Genomic DNA, 16,534 nt, shown 5'->3' on the forward strand with positions numbered 1-16,534 from the left:
TGCTGGGCGGCGGGGGCCAGGGTGTTTGGTGGTGGCGGGGGCGTCGACCAGCGGCCCGGTGGTCGAGCATGGCACCTGGGTGTCAGCGGTGCCGCAGGTCACCATGACCTTGGTGCTCGCCGGCACCTTGCCCGCCAGCTCGGCCGGGACCACCGCGTCGTCGGTACGGGTGAACGTGAGGTTGGCGTTGAGGCTCTGGAACACCGTCGCGATCGATCCGGGCATGCCGGTGGTGTCGGCGGGCTGGCCGGCGCGAATGCTGGCCACTCCGTTGGTGATGGCGGTCTGGGCGGTCGCGGCCTGGGCGGAGCTGAGCTGCCCGGCGGAGGCGGCGGCGGTCACCGCCTGGTCCGTTCTCCGCAACGCCGGGCCCCAGGCAGAGCCGGTGCGGCTCGCCGAGACCTGGCACGATCCCCCCATGGAGATCCGCTGCATCACTCGGGCCGGGGCTGTCCAGGACGCCGGGCATCTCTTCGATGGCCCTCCGCTGCCGGCGGCGACCGAGAGGTTTCTGGCGGACGAGCGGCACCACCTCCTGATCGCCTATGTCGATGACGTCCCGGCGGGGATGGTGGTCGGTGTCGAGATGACGGACCCGGACAAGGGCACCGAGATGTTCCTGTACGAGCTGGCCGTGGACGAGCCGTTCCGCGGGCGCGGTGTCGGCCGGGCCCTGGTGTCGGCGCTCGCAGACCTGGCGCGCGGACGGAACTGCTACGGCATGTGGGTGATCACGGGCGAGGACAACGCGGCGGCACGGGCGACCTACCGCCGCGCCGGAGGCAGCCCGGAGGAGAAGCAGGTGGTCTTCGTCTGGACCTTCGACCAGGCGTAGCGCCACAGAGTCACAGAGTCGAGCCCGAGCGGGGACCCGCACACGCGAGGGCCTGTTCGACCAGGCCGCGTAGTTCCTCGTCGCGGAGAATCCTCGGGTATCCCCCGTCTGCGGACAGGCGACGCTCCGACTGCCGGACCCTCAGCAGCGCGGCCCGGATCGCCGGGCTGATCTCGCCCATGCGAATCAGGGCTTGGAGCGTGTCCCGGAAGAACCGGAAGCCGTCACCGCCGTCGGCGATCGGCAGCACGAACTCCTCCAGGACCCGCATGCTCGCTTCGGCCTGGCCCGTGATCGACCAGAGCGTGATCGCGGCGGTGAGCCGCTGCCAGTGCGTGCTGTTCTCCATGGCGCGTCGGACCCGGTCCGCGTAGGGTGCCGCGTCGAGGCCGAAGTCGGCCAGGGCCGCGATCGGCCCGTAGTCGGGCTCCTCGGCCGCCAGGACCGCGTCGCCGAGGAACCGGAGCGCCGCCGCACGGTCGCCGCCGATGCGCACGACGGCCGCAGCGACCGCCCGGTGGTTACCCGGGTAGTCAAGGACCTGGCAGGTCCGCAGGGCCGGCACGGCAGCGGCGGCAGCCGGGCCCATCGCCACCAGCACGCCGACCACGTGCATCGAGGTCCAGGTGTCGGCGAGCAGCGGCAGGAGATCGGGCAGGGCCGGCAAGGCGTCCTCGCCCCAGGCCTCCAGCACCTCAAGGAACCCGCGGGTCGCACCGCCCCGCGCCCCGCCCTGCCGGACCGTCTCCCGCATCGCGGGCAGCAGGACGTCCGCATGTGCCCGCAGCGGGATCAGCACGTCCTTGATGTCCGGCCGCCGCGGATCACCGATGACGTAGGCGCGGCCCTGCTCCTCCTCCTGCGCGCGGAGCTGCTCGATCAGGCCCGGCAGGGCGCGCGGGTCACCGATCCGGGCCAGTGCCCAACGGGCGATTTCGCCGACCGTTCCGTCGAGGTACTCGTCGGCCCCGTCGTCGTCGAGCAGTTCGGCGAGCCGGTCGGCGTACGGGGCCGCCGGCGGGCCCAGCACCGCGAGGATGTTCGCCGCCCGCAGCCGGACGGCGCCGTCCGGATCGGTCAGCAGCCCGCCGGCCAGCGGCAGCAAGGCGGCTTCCGCCGAACGTCGCTTGGTGAGGAGCCGCCACGCCAGGTCCAGCGCCTCCCGGCACAGCGCGGCGTCCCCGGTGCGGTCCGCCGTCTCGACCAGCCGGACGGCGAAAGAGAGTTCAGCCTCGGAGTCGTGCGCGAGCAGCCAGGCCGTCGACCGGACCAGGTCCTCGCGGGTCCAGGGACCGTCGACGGCCGGGGTGTACCAGACCTCCTCGAACCGTGGCCGCAACGCGAGATCGGAGAACAGCGCGATCAGCCGGTCCAGCTGCCGGACCGGCAGCTCCGGGTCGAGTCCCGCCGAGGCGTGCACGGCCGCGACCCACAGCACCGGATCGTCGCCGCCCAGCACCTCCGCGAGCACCGCCCGCGCGTCGTCCACACCGTCGCCCGCCCTGCCGGCCCCGGCTGCAGCCTCGCCGAGGGCGAGCAGCAGCGGGAGCCGTACCGTAGGGTCCGTCTCCACCCGCCATCGCTCCAGCAGCCGTACGATCCCGGCTGCCAGGGGCAGCGCCGCCCGCCGCACCGCCGGCTCGGGATCCGCGAGCAGGGACCACGCCCCCGTCCAGTCCTCGTCTGTCAGAGCCGGTGCCTGCATGACCACCAGCAGCTCGACGAGGGAGACCCGCGCGCCCATGGCCGGGTCGGCGGCGAGCGCGACGACGAACGGCAGGGCGGCTGCCGCTGCGGACGGCGTCCGAGCCCCGTCGCCCGTGGCGAGGGAGTAGAGCGGATAGCAGTCCTCCTCCGTCGCCTGCGCCCCCGCCAGGGCGAGCAGGCGCAGCGTCCGCGGTACGTCCTCAACCCCGTCGCTCGGAGACGCCGTCGCAAGCTCGCCCCACGCCACGGAGTCCAGCGCCTCCAACGACATCCCCGTCACCGTCACCCCGTTCACCACCGCGTCGCCCCGCGCGTCATCGACCGTCATCGTCCAGGAACCCGGCCGTCCTGTCGCTCGAATTCGCTCCAGCCCGCACGCGGGCGTAGCCCGGATCAGACCTGGTAGCGGTCCGGGGCGAAGGCGTGCAGGTGGGCGGCGACCCAGGCCGAGGTGCGGGCCAGGCCTTCGGCGAGCTCCACCCGCGGCTTCCAGTCGGCGAGTTCGCGCGCCCGGGAGTTGTCCGAGAGCAGCCGCTCGACCTCGCTGCCGGACGGGCGCAGCCGCGTCGGGTCGACCACGACCTGCGCCTGCCGGCCCGAGGCGGCGATCAGCGCGTGAGCCAGTTCGCCGACGGAGACCTCGCTGCCGGTGCCGAGGTTGACCACCTCGCCCAGCGTGCGGTCGCTGGCGGCCACCGCGAGGAAGCCCTCCGCGGTGTCGCCCACGTAGGTGAAGTCCCGGGTCGGGGTGAGGGATCCGAGCCTGATCTCGGCCGCGCCGGAGTGCAGTTGGGCCAGGATCGTGGGGATCACCGCGCGGGCGGACTGGCGCGGTCCGTAGGTGTTGAAGGGGCGCACCACCGAGACCGGCAGGTCGAAGGAGTGGCTGTAGGAGAGCGCCATCATGTCCGCGCCGATCTTCGAGGCGGAGTACGGCGACTGCGGCTGCAGCGGGTGCTGCTCGCTGATCGGAGCGGTGATCGCGGTGCCGTAGACCTCGCTGGTGGAGGTGTGCACCAGGCGGGCGCCGTGCCGCAGGCAGGCGTTGGCGACGTTCTGGGTGCCCACCACGTTGGTCTGCACGTACGCCTCGGGCGCCTGGTAGCTGTACGGGATGCCGATCAGCGCGGCGAGGTGGAAGACGGTCTCGCAGCCCTCCACCGCGTCCAGCACCCTGCTCGCGTCGCGCACGTCGCCGGCCGTCATCTCCACCTCGCCGCTCGCCAAGTACGGGGCCAGGTAGCCGCGTTCGGCGTACGGCTTGTAGTGCACCAGGGCGCGCACCTGCGCGCCGCGGGCCACCAGCAGATCCACCAGCGTGCTGCCGATGAAGCCCTCGGCGCCGGTGACCAGGACCTTGCGGCCGTTCCAGTACTGCTCGTCGTTCGCGTTCGCGTTCATGCGTTCCTCCATGCTGGTGCGTGGTTTTCGAAAGGGGCGGTGCGGCCGATGGTCCGCAGCACCTTGGCCGCGAGCAGGTCCGCCGCGCGGGCGTGGGTGCCGGGGTCGGCGGCCCGCCCCATCGCGGCGAGCCGTCGGGGGTCGGCGAGCAGCGGCTCGGTCAGCTCGGCCAGCCGCTCGCCGGTGCACTCGGCGTCGGGGAGCAGCAGGCCGGCGCCGGCGTCCGAGAGCACCCGGGCGTTGTGGGTCTGGTGGTCGTGCGGCGCGTGCGGGTAGGGGACCAGGACGGCGGGGACGCCCACCGTGCACAGCTCGGCGACGGTCGACGAGCCGGCTCGGCAGACCACCAGGTCGGCGGCGGCGTAGGCGAGGTCCATCCGGTCCAGGTAGGGGACGGGCGCGGCGATCGGCGAGTGGGCCAGCCGGGCGCAGGCGTCCTGGTAGGCGGCGGGTCCGGTCTTGATCAGCAGGCGGACGTCCGTGCGGTGGCGCCAGCGCGCGGCCAGCTCGACGGCGGCCTCGGTCAACCGGGTCGCGCCGAGGCTGCCACCGTTGAAGAGCACCAGGCGTGCGCCGGGCGGCACGCCGTACACCTGGCGCGCCTCGGCCCGCAGCGCGGCGCGGTCCAGGCCGGCCACCGCGCCGACCAGCGGCATGCCGACCGTCTCGGCCGCGGTGCCGGACGGCAGGTGCGCCCTGGTCCGGTCGAAGGCGAGCGCGACGTGCGGGGTGAGCCGGGCGGCGAAGCGGTTGGCGCGGCCGGGGACGGCGTTGGACTCGTGGATGACGCTGGGCAGTCCGGCCAGCCGCGCCCCGACGATCACCGGGGCGCTCGGGTAGCCGCCCATGCCGACCGCGATCTGTGCGCCCTGGGCCCGCAGCAGCTCCTGGCACTGGCGGCCGGAGCGCAGCAGTGCTGCCGGGAGCAGGTAGCGGCGCAGGCCGAGGGCTGCGTCGAAGGGGATCATGTCCACGGTGTGCAGCTGGTAGCCGGCCTCCGGGATCAGTCGGGTCTCCAGGCCGCGAGCAGTGCCCACAAACGAGATCACCGCTCTCGGTTCAGCTCGGCGCAGCGCCTCGGCCAGGGCCAGGCCGGGGTAGATGTGCCCGCCGGTGCCGCCCGCGCCGATCACCACCGAAAGGGTGGGCAGGTCGACTTGTCGTGTCGTCGGTTCTTCGGTCCGCATGCACCGCAGCCTGGCCAGCCGACTTAAGAGAGTTCTAATAGCGCAGTTTGAGAAGGTTGTCCCCATGAGCAACCAGCTGAAGATCCTGGTCGTGGACGACGACCCGGAGGTGCGCGGCGCCGTCGAGGACGGCCTGGCGGTCGAGGGCTACGCGGTGCGCGGCGCCCCGGACGGCCTCGCGGCCCTCTCCGAGCTGAGCCGCTGGCAACCCGACGCCCTCGTCCTGGACATCTTGATGCCGGTACTGGACGGCCTCGCCGTCTGCCGCCGGCTGCGCGCACTCGGCGATCGCACACCGGTCCTGGTGCTCACCGCCCGCGACTCGGTGAGCGACCGGGTGGACGGCCTGGACGCCGGCGCGGACGACTACCTGGTCAAGCCCTTCGCCCTGGACGAGCTGGCCGCCCGGCTGCGCGCCCTGCTCCGGCGCACCGCCCCCGACCCCTTCGACGCGACGCCCGGCGCACTCGGCACGATCGCCGCCGGCGACCTGACGATCGACCCGGCCACCCGCACCGGAAGTCGGGCCGGCCGACTTCTGGAGTTCTCGCGCACCGAGTTCGCCCTGCTTGAGCTGCTGATGCTGCACCCGGGACAGGTACTGCCGCGCGAGGTGATCATGGAGCGGGTCTGGGGCGTCGACTTCGGCCCGGACTCCAACTCGCTCGCCGTCTACATCGGCTACCTGCGCCGCAAGCTGGAGGCCGGCGGCGAGCCCCGGCTGGTGCACACGGTGCACGGCGTCGGCTACCGGCTGGACCCGGCATGAGAGCGCACGCCCGCTGGCGCCGCCGCCGCCCGTTGCGCACCCGCCTCGCGCTGGCCGGCTCGGCCGCGGTCGCCCTGGTGGCCCTCGGCGTCTGCGCGGCGGCCTTCACCATCGTCCGCTACGAGCTGCGCCACCAGCTCGACCTGCACCTGGTCCAGCAGGTCAGCCTGCTGCAGCAGCAGGACCGCAACCGCGTCCCGGGCGTCTCCTACGGCGAGTGCGGCTACCTCGCCGCGCCCGCGTGCACCCAGATCGTGCCGGCCGCCGCGAGCGCCGACCCGGCCGCGCCGTACCTGCTGCCGGTGACCACGGCCACCCGCCAGGTCGCTGCCCGCCAACACGGCGCGTACTACACGAACATCCAGGTCAGCGGGCATCCGGCGCGGATGTACACCGCGCCGTTCGGTGACGGACAGGCGGTCCAGGTCGCGCTGCGCTCGGACTCCGTCGAGCAAGGTGTGCGCCAGGCAGGGGAGTTGATGGCGGCGGTGGCGGGAGCGGGCGTACTGCTGGCCGGCGCGCTCGGCTACGTGGTGGCCAGGACCGGCCTGGCGCCGGTCGCCCGGCTGACCGCGACCGCGGAGCGGATCGCGGCGACCCGCGACGCCGGTCTGCGGATCGAACTGCCGCCGGGGCCGCCCGCAGGGCGCCGCGAGGACGAGGTGACCCGACTGGCGAGCAGCTTCAACACCATGCTCGGCGAGCTGGAGCAGTCGGTCGCGGCCCAGCGCCGCCTGGTCGCCGACGCCTCACACGAGCTGCGCACCCCGCTCACGGCCCTGCGCACCAACGCCGAACTCCTGGCCCGCGCCGAGCGGTTGACGCCGGCCCAGCGGGAGCGGGCGTCCGCCGGGCTGCACCGCCAGCTGCGCGAGGTGACCGGCCTGGTCAACGACCTGATCGAGCTGGCACGCGACGAGGAGCCGCAGCCGCTGCTGGAGCAGGTCCGACCGGCCGCACTGGTCGAGCACTGCGTCTCGGCGGCCCGCGACCACTGGCCCACGGTGGCCTTCGACCTGCTCGTTTCGCCGGACGCGGTCGACCTCACGCTGCCGGGCGTGCCGGCCCGGCTCGCCCGGCTGCTCTCCAACCTGCTGGACAACGCGGCCAAGTTCAGCCCGCCGGGCGGACCGGTCGAGGTGACCCTCACCGGCTCGCCGTTCGAAGCGCTCGAACTGACCGTCCGCGACCACGGTCCGGGCATCGCACCCGAAGACCTCCCGTACGTCTTCGACCGCTTCTACCGCGCGTCAGCCGCCCGCGCCCTGCCCGGCTCCGGCCTCGGACTCGCGATGGCCCGCCAGATCGCCCAGGCCCACAGCGCCACCCTCACCGCCGAGCAGGCCCCGGACGGCGGCGCCCTCTTCCGCCTGCACTTCGACGACCACGGCCTCGGCGCCGCGCGCTGAGGCCGTCACTTCGCCGTACCGTGCCGCCGTACCGTCAGGGGTGGCCCGCTGATCACGCGCACCATACGCCGCTTCGGGCGACCGGCACTTGGGCCTCACCCCGCCCAAGGACGTGGTCGCCACCAGGTTGGACCTGTTCCTGACGCCGGCGTGCCAGGGCGCGTCCCGTCTGTGGGACAGGGGACCGGTGGACGGCCTCAGGCGGCGAAGGGCCGGCGGTCCGGCTCGCAGACCGTTCCGCGTGGCGGCAGCTGACCGCTCACCAGGTACCGCTCCTCGCTGCCGGCGGCGCAGGTGCTCGGGTTGCCGAGGACCGTGTGACCGTAGCCGTCGACGGTCAGCAGGCGAGCGCGGGCGAGGGTGTCGGCCATGGTGCGGGAGCCTTCGTAGGGCCAGGCAGGGTCCCCGGTGTTGGCGACCACCAGGATGGGCGCGGAGGTCGGACGGTTCCACGGCCCTGCGTAGCGGTCCTGCCGGGCGTCGGCGGGCCAGTCGGCGCAGCGCTCGGTCTGCCAGACCCAGTACGGGCCGACGTCGCCCGACCGTGCCTGGGCGAGCTCGGCCAGCGCCGGATAGTCGGCGCCGGCAAGCGGGTTGGGGTTGGCGGTGTCGGAGCACAGGACGCCGAGGGTCTGCTCGGGCCGCTGACCCGCGAGGCCGCCGGTCAGCAGTGGTCCCCGCGTGGAGGGCGCGGTCCACAGCTGCTGCAGCAGGGCGCCCAGGTACGAGCCATAGGAGGTGCCCAGGTAGCTGAGCTGTTTGTCGCCGACGGCTTGGCGCAGCAGGTCCATGTCGCGGGCGACGTCCGCGGTGGACAGGTGGGCCAGCAGGCCCGTGCCGTCACTGGCGGCGCACTGCCGGCCGAAGCGCGCGTACGTGTCGGCCCAGCTCGCCTGCTGGTCCGCGCCGACCGGGTAGCCGGCCGGCAGCTGGGCGAAGAACCGCTGCTCGGTCGCGTCGTCGGGGAAGCACTGCGGTGCGGTGGACTGGCCGATACCGCGCGGGTCGAAGCTGACGATGTCGAATCGCTCGCGCACCTGCTCGGGGAACATCCCGTAGACGGCGGGCAGCGCCTCCGTGCCGGGGATGCCCGGACCGCCGGGGTTGAAGAACAGCGAACCGATCCGATGGGCCGGGTCGGTCGCGGGGCGGCGGATGACCGCGAGCTGCACGGACCGGCCCCGCACGTCGCGGTAGTCCAGCGGCACCGCGGCACTCGCGCACTGGAAGCCGTCCGCGCACGCCTGCCAGCTCAACCGGGGCACCGACGGCAGCGGAACGCCTGCCGCGGCTCCGGTCGGGGTCAGCCCGGCGAGCAGCATCGAGGCGGTGGCGGCGATTCCCAGGCGGAACACGGCGGCAAAACCTGCGGACGCCTGAGGCCCCGCGAACCGCCCCCGAGGAGGTCGAGCGGCCACCACTAAGCTGGCGCGATGGAAGCTCACGAGTCGCTGCTCGAACTCATCGGCAACACCCCGCTGGTGCGCCTGCGCACGCCTGAGGGGGCGGGTGCCGCCGTCTACGCCAAGTTGGAGTATCTGAGTGCCGGCGGCAGTGTGAAGGACCGGATCGGCCTGCGCATGATCGAGGAGGCCGAGAAGTCCGGGGCGCTGAAGCCCGGCGGTACGGTGGTCGAGGCCACGTCGGGGAACACCGGTGTCGGGATCGCGATGGTGGCCGCGGCCAAGGGGTACCGGGCGATTCTCGTCATCTCGGACAAGGCCAGCGCGGAGAAGGTCGCCACCCTGCGGGCCTACGGCGCCGAGGTGTTGGTCGGACGCGGCGGACTGCCGGCGGAGCATCCCGAGCACCTGTTCAACGTGGCCGCGCGGATCGCCGAGGAGACGCCGGGCGGCTGGCTGGCCGGGCAGTACAACAACGCGAACAACCCCAGCGCGCACTACCTGAGCACCGGGCCGGAGATCTGGCGGCAGACCGAGGGCCGGATCACCCACCTGGTGTCGTGTGTGGGCACCGGCGGCACGATCAGCGGCACCGGGCGCTACCTCAAGGAGGTCAGCGGCGGCGCGGTGCGGGTGATCGGCGCGGACCCGGCGGCCTCGGTCTACGGCGGCGGCGACGGGCGCCCGTACTTCGTCGAGGCGGCCGGGCACTTCCGGCATCCGGAGACCGTCGAGGACGTCTGGCCCCAGTCGTACCACCAGGACGTGGTGGACGAGATCCTGTCGGTCGGCGACCGCGAGTCGCTGCTGACGATCCGCCGACTGGCCCGCGAGGAGGGCCTGTTGGCCGGTGGCTCGGCCGGCACGGCGGTGGCAGCTGCCCTGCGGGTGGCCGCCGGACTGACCCCGCAGGACCTGGTGGTGGTGATCCTGCCGGACTCCGGCAAGCAGTACCTGTCCAAGTACTTCAACGACGACTGGCTGCTGCACCTGGGCTTCCTCGACGGGGACGGGGACGAGTCCGCCGCCCGGGTCGGCGACGCGCTGCCGGCCGAGCTGCGCGCGAGGCCGCTGCCGTATCTGCACCACCACCGCACCGTCGGCCAGGCCCTGGAGGCGCTCCGCGCCCGGCACGCGGAAGGGGCGGAGCCCGTCCTGTCGGTCGGTCCGTGCCCGATCGGGCCGGGCCGCCAGCCTGCCGCGCCGGAGCTGGTCGGCGCGGTGTCGCTGGAGCAGCTGGAGGCCGCCGTGGCCGACGGCAAGGCCGAGCCGGGCGATCCGGTCGGCGACCATCTCCTCGCCCCGCTCCCGCAGTTCGGCACCGGCGAGCGCGCCGAGACCGCGCTCGCGGAGCTGACCGAGCGCGGCTGCGGCACGGCCGTGGTGCTGCACGACGGGTACGGCGTCGGCCTGGTCGGCCCGGCCGAGCTGCGGGCGCTGCTGCGCCGGCTCTGACGGCTGCTCAGGGCCGCAGGACGATCCGGATCGGGTTGCCCTGCTTGCTCGCCAGGCGCCGGACGGCCTCCGGCGCCTCGGCGAGCGGCAGGATCTCGCTGACGGACCGGGAGAGGTCCAGGCGGCCCAACTCGGCGAGCGCCACCAGCTGCTGGATGTGCTCGGCCCGCGAACCGTAGTGGCCCAGGATCTGCTGGCCGAGGTAGCTGAAGCGGGTGCCGTCGGTCACCGTGATCGGTTGGTCGCTGAGCCCGACCAGCACCAGCTTGCCCAGCTCGCCCAGGCAGCCGATCGCCTGCTCGCGCACCTGCGGGACGCCGGCGAAGTCGAAGGCGACGCTCAACCCGGTGCCGCCGGTGGCGTTCGCCACGGCCTTGGCGAACTGCTCATCGGCGGGATCCAGCGCGATGTCCGCACCGAACGCCAGCGCTCGCTCGCGCGCCGCCGGCAGCGGGTCCACCGCGACGATGGGAGCCGCCCCGACCAGCCGCAGCAGCTGGACCGCGTGGGCGCCGAGGCCGCCGACGCCCCAGACGCCGACGGCCTGGGCCGGGCGGGTCTGCGCGGTGGTGGTGATCGCCGCCCAGGGGGTGGAGACCGCGTCGGGGATGAAGCAGGCCTGCTCGAACGGCAGGCTGTCCGGGATCGGGACCACGGTGTCCGCCCGGGCCACCGCGTACTCCGCCCAGCCCCCGTCGTAGTCGACCCCGCGGGTGAAGACGACGCCGCCGCGCGGCTCCCCGGCTCGCAGCAGCACCCGCTGCCCGGCCGCCAGGCCCGTCACCCCGTCGCCGACCTCGTCGATCGTTCCCGCGTTCTCGTGCCCCAGGGTCACCGTGTCGCCCGACAGCCGCAGCGGCGTGAGACTGCCCTCGATGAGGTGCACGTCGGACAGGCAGACCCCGGCGGCGGCGACCTTGATCCGCACCTCGCCCGGTCCTGCGTGCGGCGTGGACACCTCCTCCATCGAGAGGACGCGCGTCCTGATGTTGAGTCGGCCTGCAAGCATCGTCGTTGCCTTCCGGTAGGGAGAAGTCCTGGTCAACGTCCTGGTCAACGTAACGATGATGCGCCCCGTCGCCCCGGGTGGGCCAGCGGCAGGGTCTTACGGTTCGGGGACGTCAGATCTGGCCGGGTGCGCCCGCGCGCAGCATTTGGCTGGTTCCGCACCCTGGTTGAGCGGCCGTCAGACGTTTACCGTCAGTAGCACCCGAGATACCGCACGTGTCGAATCCGCCCCGGCCACCACCAGGAGACCCGATGCCCCTCGACGACGAAGCGACCGCCGCCTCCGCCCTCATCCCCATGCACTGCCTGAAGTTCACCGCCCCCGGCCCGCCGGTCCTCGCCGCGCTGCCGACCGGCACGCCGGTCTGGGTGGTGCGCCGCCACGCGGACGTCCGTCAGGTGCTGACCGACCCGCGGCTGAACCGGGCGCTGCTGCACGCCCCCGACGCCCCCGCGCTGACCGACTCCCCCAACCTGCTCGACGACCCGGACGGCATACTCAACCTGGACGGCGTCGAGCACCAGCGGCTGCGCCGCACCGTGCAGCGCGCCTTCACGCCCCGGGCCATCGAGCGCTGGCGCCCGTGGGTGGCCTCCGTCGTGGACGGTCTGCTGGACGACCTGACCGACGCCGGCCGCCCCGCCGACGTGGTGGCCGGCTTCAGCCGCCCGCTGCCGATCGCGGTGATCAGCCGGCTGATGGGCCTGGACGGCATGGACTTCAAGCGGCTGGGCCACTGGAGCGACCATGCCCTCTCGACCACCGCCTACCCCCCGCAGGCCGTCCAGGTGGCGATGATGGAGTTCGGCATGTTCGCCGCCGAGCTGATCGCCGAGCGCCGCAAGTCCCCGGGCGAGGACCTGGTCAGCAGCCTGGTGCAGGCCTCCGACCAGGGCGGCGAGGTGACCGAGCGCCAACTGGTCTCGTTGGTCTGCGGATTGGTGGTCGGCGGGCACGAGACCACGATGACCTCGCTGGGCAACGCGCTGGTCTACCTGCTGGACGAGGTCCCGGAGGACTGGCGGCGGATCGGCACCGGCGAGCAGGCCGCGGCGGCCGCTGCCGAGCAGCTGCTGCGGACCATCCCGCTCGGCAACAGCGACGCACTGCCCGGGCTGCTGCGCCGGGCCGCCCAGGACGTCGAGATCGGCGGCGTGCTGATCCCGGCCGGCAGCGTGGTGGCCGCCGACGCCCGGCCCGCCAACCTGGACCCCGAGGTCTACGGCGACGCCGACAGCCTGGACCTGTTCGCCCCGCTGCCGACGCCCAGCCTGACCTTCGGCGCCGGCCCGCACCACTGCCTGGGCGCCTGGCTGGCCCGGATGGAGCTGGAGTTGGCGCTGCACCGGCTGGCCCGCCGGCTGCCCGAGCTGCGCCTGGCGGTCAAGCCCGAGGACATCGAGTGGCGCACCGGACTGCTCACCCGCAGCCCGCTGAGCCTGCCGGTCACCTGGTGAGCGGGCGGCAGGCGCCGGACGCACTGGTCGTCCGGGTGGACCGGACCCGCTGCGTGGGCACCGGCCTGTGCGCCGCCAGCGCTCCCGCCGAGCTGGCGCTGGGCGAGGACGGCCGCGCCCGCGCCCTGCGGGAGGCCACCATCGACCGCGAGGCGGTCACCGAGGCGGCCGAACTCTGCCCCGTGGAGGCGCTGGCCGTCCACCGCCTGGACAACGGCGAGCAGATCGCCCCCAGTTGGTGAACCGGACGAACCGCGCACCGGCCAACAGCTGAGCCCGGCCCGGGACTTCCAGATCCCCGGGCCGGGCTCCACTGTGACGGCTACTGCAACGAGTCACGCACCGCAGGAGACTGACGGTTCATCAGGCCATACAGCGGCGCGCCGCCGTCGACGGACGTGGTGCCCCTGGCCAACTGCCCCGCACCGCCCACCAGCGGCAGCCGGAGCGATGAGCGCGCGAGGTCGACGGTCAACTTCGGCTTGCTGGACGGCGGGTTGATCAGCCCGTTGTCGGTACCGGCCACGATCAGCGCCAACCGGTGCCCGGCGGGCACCACATGGTCGGTTCCGGCCAGGTTGAAGGTGATCGTGTACGCCTTGCCCGGGGTGAGCGTGGCGGTCGAGTTCAGCCCGGCGTAGTGCCCGAGGTCGGCCCAGCCCCGACTGAAGATCGTGTAGCCCACCTGCTCGGTGTCGGCGGCAGTGTCCAGGAAGCAGGCACTGTCGCCGGCCGTGCTCTCACCCCAGCAGGAGCGGGTGGTCAGCGTGGTGATCCCCTCGGCCGATCCCTTGTAGTTGCGGATGGTGGCCGGCCCGAGGTCGACCAGCACCGCGCTGAGGTGCGCGCTCCTGGTCGACGGCGTGACGTTCAGGGTGATCGATCCCTGGCCCGACATCTGCAGCGGCTGGGCGAGCGCGCCGGTGCTGAAGACGGTCTTCTCCGAGGTCGACTGGTCCGCCTCGGACGCCCAGTTGTCCTCGCCCAGCGCGGGGTTGTCGGTGAAGCTCGCGGTGCCGCTGCCGGCGCCGGTGGTCAGCGCGCCCGGCGTCAGGTTGAGCGTGCTGGCGACCGTGCCGGGGGCGGGCCAGGTCTGCTCCTGGACCCAACTGTCGGGCGCGCGCTCGATGTCGGCGACCGGGCCGTTCTGGATGCCGTTGTCCACGCCCATCAGGTAGTGGTCGAACCAGTCGTGCAGGGTGTCCACCCAGTCGCTGCGCCGGTAGTCGAAGGGGTCGACGTGACCGGTCTGGGAGAGCCAGATCTTGCGGTCCACCCCGGTGGAGGCCAGCGCCGACCACCACTGCGAGAAGTTGATGTCACGGACGTTCAGGTCCTGCATCCCGTGCACCACGAAGACGCTGGCCTTCACCTTCGCCGCCGACGCGACGTAGTCGCGGGCCTGCCAGAGCGGGCTCCAGTTGCCGTTGGACGGTGAACCGGCGGCGAGTCGGCTCTGCACGGCCGAGCAGTTCGGCGCGGCGCCCGGGCTCTCCACCTCGGAGGAGAGGTCGGCGGGGGTGCCGCTGTAGAGCGGGGCGCCGTCGGAGCGGTAGTAGTCGTACCAGGAGCTGATCGAGGAGATCGGCACGATGGTCTTCAGGCCCTGCACACCGGTGGCGGCAACGCCGTTGGCGATGGTGCCGTCCCAGGACTTGCCGATCATGCCGACCGAGCCGTTGGCCCAGGTCGGGGTGACCGGACTGCCGCCGGCGCGCGAACTGTAGCCGGTGGCGCGGCCGTTCAGCCAGTCGACGACGGCTTTGGCCGAGGTGACGTCGGAGGGGCCGCCGACGTCCACGCAGCCGTCCGAGCGGTTGGTCCCGGCCAGGTCGACCAGCACCACCGCGTAGCCGCGCGGGACGAAGTAGTTGTCGTAGTAGAGCGGGAACTGGACCGGGTTGCCCTGCGCGTCGTAGGTCTTGACCTGGCTCTCGTTGCCGCGCCCGCAGCAGGAGTAGTACGGGCTGGCGTCCATGATCACGGGGATCTTCAGGCCCGCCGCGGCGGTCTCGCTGGGGCGGATGATGTCGGCGGCGACCCGGTCGCTGCTGCCGTTGCCCTCGTCGTCGAGGCCGGTGTCGACCCAGACCGTCTCCCGGATGGCATTGGCGTAGGAGTAGATGGGCTGGCTGGACCCGTGCCGCACCGAGGGCGGCAGGCCGGGACTCGCCTTGGCGGCCGCAGGGGCGACCAGGGCGGCGGCGAAGGCGAGCAGCAGGGCGGCGAGTACCGCTAAAGAGCGGGAGCGTCGGATTGTCACGGCACGACGGTAGGGCGCCGAGCGCGGGGTCAGAAGGCTTTTGACGTCATGCCGTCAAAATTTACCGTTGTCGGGCCGTTGTCGGGCCGTTGTCGGCCGGACATACTGCCTCACCGGCATGGCGTGTCGACTTTTGCCACCACGAAGCGTCACGCGTTTGCACGATCCGAAGTCGCGTCGACACGCTGGGCGACGGAGTGTGGGGGAGGCGCACCTGGATCCCCTCTGGCTGACGATCCGTCGCCCTCCGCGGTGCGCCGCCGAAAGGAATCACCCCCATGCGTCGTGTACACCACCTTGCCGCTGCCACTCTCGCCGCTGCCGCCCTGACGATGGCCGCCCCGCTGGCCCACGCTGACGTCGACCCGAGCACCAAGACCGACCACTCGGTCAGCACCTCGACGACGGACGACAAGAAGACCGACGACAAGAAGGCCGACGACAAGAAGGCCGACGACAAGAAGTGGGACGACTCCAAAAAGGCGGACGACAAGAAGGCGGATGACAAGAAGTGGGACGACTCCAAGCTCGATGACTCCAAGGGCAAGGAGCAGTGGGAGAGCGACAAGAAGCCGCACGGCGCCGTGCACACCGGCGGCGGCTTCGCAGCTCTGGGCACCGGCGGTCTCGCCACCGGCTCCGCGCTGCTGGTCGGCGGCATCGCGGTAGGCGCGGTGGCGCTGCGCCGCCGCAAGCCGTCCGGCCTGCCGGTCTGATCCCACCGTGTCGCCCCGCCCCGCGTGCCACGCCTCCCCACGGAGGTGCGGCGCGCGGGGCGCACCCGCTTCCCCGACCGTGTGACCACAGAGAGGCACCCCGATGGGCAAGCAGACTCCGGCACCCGACGGCTCAACCGGCCCCCAGGCCGCGCCCCCCGCCACGCCCCCCGCCATGTTCCCGGCGATGCCCACGGCCGCACCCCTGGTGGCAGCGCCGGCCGCGTCGCCCGACCCGATGAGCCGCCGGCGGCGCCGCGTGCTCTACGGCGCGGTCGGCGCCTGCGTCCTCGGCTCGTTCATGATCCACCAGTCGCTCGGCAACGCCACCGTGCTGCCGCAGCGACCGGTGGCCGCCCCGGGCCCGGCGACCGTCCCCGGCAGCCTGGCGAGCAGTGCGGCGGGCAGTGCCAAGCCCGTCGTCAAGGCCCGCACCGCCCCCGACGCGCACCCCGTGCGCCTGACCATCCCGCAGATCGGCGTGAACGCCCCGTTCACCTCCCTGGACCTCGGCCGGGACGGAACCCTGAACGCCCCGCCCCCCGACAACATCAACCTGGTCGGCTGGTACCGCGGCGGCACCGTCCCCGGCAACCGCGGCCCCGCCCTGGTCCTGGGCCATGTGGACACCAAGACCTCCCCGGCCGTCTTCTGGAACCTCAGCGCCCTGCCCAAGGGCAGCAAGGTCGACATCACCCGCGACGACGGCATCACCGCCGAGTTCACGGTTGACAGTGCCGAGGCCTTCTCCAAGACCGACTTCCCCGACAACCGCGTCTACGGCCCCACCCCCGACGCCCAGTTGCGCCTGATCACCTGCGGCGGCTCGTACGACCGCAAGAAGAAGGACTACACCGCCAACGTGGTCGTCTTCGCCCATCTCACCGCCCTCCGAGCGACCTGAGGCCTACCGCCCGGCCACC

Annotated in this window: 14 protein-coding genes; 8 read left to right on the plus strand and 6 right to left on the minus strand. The window is 73.0% G+C overall.

Annotated elements, in window-relative coordinates:
- The first annotated feature begins 31 nt into the window (after window positions 1-31).
- Entirely contained in the window at window positions 32-835 is an 804-nt protein-coding gene (locus tag P3T34_RS39880) for a GNAT family N-acetyltransferase (protein ID WP_348534641.1), read from the plus strand.
- Window positions 836-845: 10 nt separating this feature from the next.
- On the opposite strand, the gene P3T34_RS08440 is transcribed toward P3T34_RS39880, so the two are convergent.
- From P3T34_RS08440 to P3T34_RS08450, 3 genes are all read right to left on the minus strand, one after another.
- Window positions 846-2,870, minus strand: coding sequence for a HEAT repeat domain-containing protein (locus tag P3T34_RS08440; RefSeq protein WP_280665377.1), 2,025 nt, complete (start codon window positions 2,868-2,870; stop codon window positions 846-848).
- A 65-nt stretch (window positions 2,871-2,935) separates the two neighbouring features.
- Window positions 2,936-3,943: an SDR family NAD(P)-dependent oxidoreductase gene (locus P3T34_RS08445; RefSeq protein WP_280665378.1), complete on the minus strand. Its 1,008-nt coding sequence runs from the start codon at window positions 3,941-3,943 to the stop codon at window positions 2,936-2,938.
- The gene (locus P3T34_RS08450) at window positions 3,940-5,130 is read right to left on the minus strand and encodes a UDP-N-acetylglucosamine--N-acetylmuramyl-(pentapeptide) pyrophosphoryl-undecaprenol N-acetylglucosamine transferase (protein WP_280665379.1); all 1,191 of its coding nucleotides are present in this window, start codon (window positions 5,128-5,130) and stop codon (window positions 3,940-3,942) included. The genes P3T34_RS08445 and P3T34_RS08450 overlap by 4 nt, the downstream gene beginning before the upstream one ends.
- Window positions 5,131-5,194: 64 nt before the next feature.
- Here P3T34_RS08450 and P3T34_RS08455 point away from each other — a divergent pair, with 64 nt between their 5' ends.
- Both P3T34_RS08455 and P3T34_RS08460 read left to right on the plus strand, forming a co-directional pair.
- Window positions 5,195-5,899 (plus strand): response regulator transcription factor, encoded by a 705-nt coding sequence (locus P3T34_RS08455; protein WP_280665380.1) that lies wholly within the window; start codon window positions 5,195-5,197, stop codon window positions 5,897-5,899.
- On the plus strand, window positions 5,896-7,308 hold the full coding sequence (locus tag P3T34_RS08460) for a HAMP domain-containing sensor histidine kinase (RefSeq protein WP_280665381.1): 1,413 nt from the start codon (window positions 5,896-5,898) through the stop codon (window positions 7,306-7,308). Before P3T34_RS08455 ends, P3T34_RS08460 begins: the two co-directional genes overlap by 4 nt.
- Before the next feature lie 197 nt (window positions 7,309-7,505).
- On the opposite strand, the gene P3T34_RS08465 is transcribed toward P3T34_RS08460, so the two are convergent.
- Window positions 7,506-8,663 carry an alpha/beta fold hydrolase gene (locus P3T34_RS08465; protein WP_280665382.1) on the minus strand — a complete coding sequence of 386 codons (1,158 nt, stop codon included), beginning with the start codon at window positions 8,661-8,663 and terminating at the stop codon, window positions 7,506-7,508.
- A 78-nt stretch (window positions 8,664-8,741) separates the two neighbouring features.
- Between P3T34_RS08465 and P3T34_RS08470 the strand changes: the two genes are divergently transcribed.
- Window positions 8,742-10,166, plus strand: a complete 1,425-nt coding sequence (locus P3T34_RS08470; protein ID WP_280665383.1) for a pyridoxal-phosphate dependent enzyme — start codon at window positions 8,742-8,744, stop codon at window positions 10,164-10,166.
- 7 nt (window positions 10,167-10,173) lie between these two features.
- Here the strand turns inward: P3T34_RS08470 and P3T34_RS08475 are convergent, their stop codons facing one another.
- A complete protein-coding gene (locus P3T34_RS08475) occupies window positions 10,174-11,175 on the minus strand; it encodes a zinc-binding dehydrogenase (RefSeq protein WP_280665384.1) in 1,002 nt (333 codons plus the stop codon).
- Between the two features lie 251 nt (window positions 11,176-11,426).
- Between P3T34_RS08475 and P3T34_RS08480 the strand changes: the two genes are divergently transcribed.
- The gene (locus tag P3T34_RS08480) at window positions 11,427-12,632 is read left to right on the plus strand and encodes a cytochrome P450 (RefSeq protein ID WP_280665385.1); all 1,206 of its coding nucleotides are present in this window, start codon (window positions 11,427-11,429) and stop codon (window positions 12,630-12,632) included.
- Complete coding sequence (locus P3T34_RS08485) at window positions 12,629-12,874, plus strand: ferredoxin (protein WP_280665386.1); 246 nt, start codon at window positions 12,629-12,631, stop codon at window positions 12,872-12,874. The genes P3T34_RS08480 and P3T34_RS08485 overlap by 4 nt, the downstream gene beginning before the upstream one ends.
- A gap of 80 nt (window positions 12,875-12,954) precedes the next feature.
- On the opposite strand, the gene P3T34_RS08490 is transcribed toward P3T34_RS08485, so the two are convergent.
- The gene (locus P3T34_RS08490) at window positions 12,955-14,895 is read right to left on the minus strand and encodes a Xaa-Pro dipeptidyl-peptidase (protein ID WP_280665387.1); all 1,941 of its coding nucleotides are present in this window, start codon (window positions 14,893-14,895) and stop codon (window positions 12,955-12,957) included.
- Window positions 14,896-15,173: 278 nt separating this feature from the next.
- Here P3T34_RS08490 and P3T34_RS08495 point away from each other — a divergent pair, with 278 nt between their 5' ends.
- Together P3T34_RS08495 and P3T34_RS08500 are read left to right on the plus strand one after the other, a co-directional pair.
- Entirely contained in the window at window positions 15,174-15,611 is a 438-nt protein-coding gene (locus tag P3T34_RS08495) for a hypothetical protein (protein WP_280665388.1), read from the plus strand.
- 103 nt (window positions 15,612-15,714) lie between these two features.
- Window positions 15,715-16,515, plus strand: a complete 801-nt coding sequence (locus P3T34_RS08500; RefSeq protein ID WP_280665389.1) for a class F sortase — start codon at window positions 15,715-15,717, stop codon at window positions 16,513-16,515.
- The last annotated feature ends 19 nt before the right edge of the window (window positions 16,516-16,534 follow it).

Origin of the sequence: Kitasatospora sp. MAP12-44 (assembly GCF_029892095.1) — a bacterium.
In the GTDB taxonomy this organism is placed as follows: domain Bacteria; phylum Actinomycetota; class Actinomycetes; order Streptomycetales; family Streptomycetaceae; genus Kitasatospora.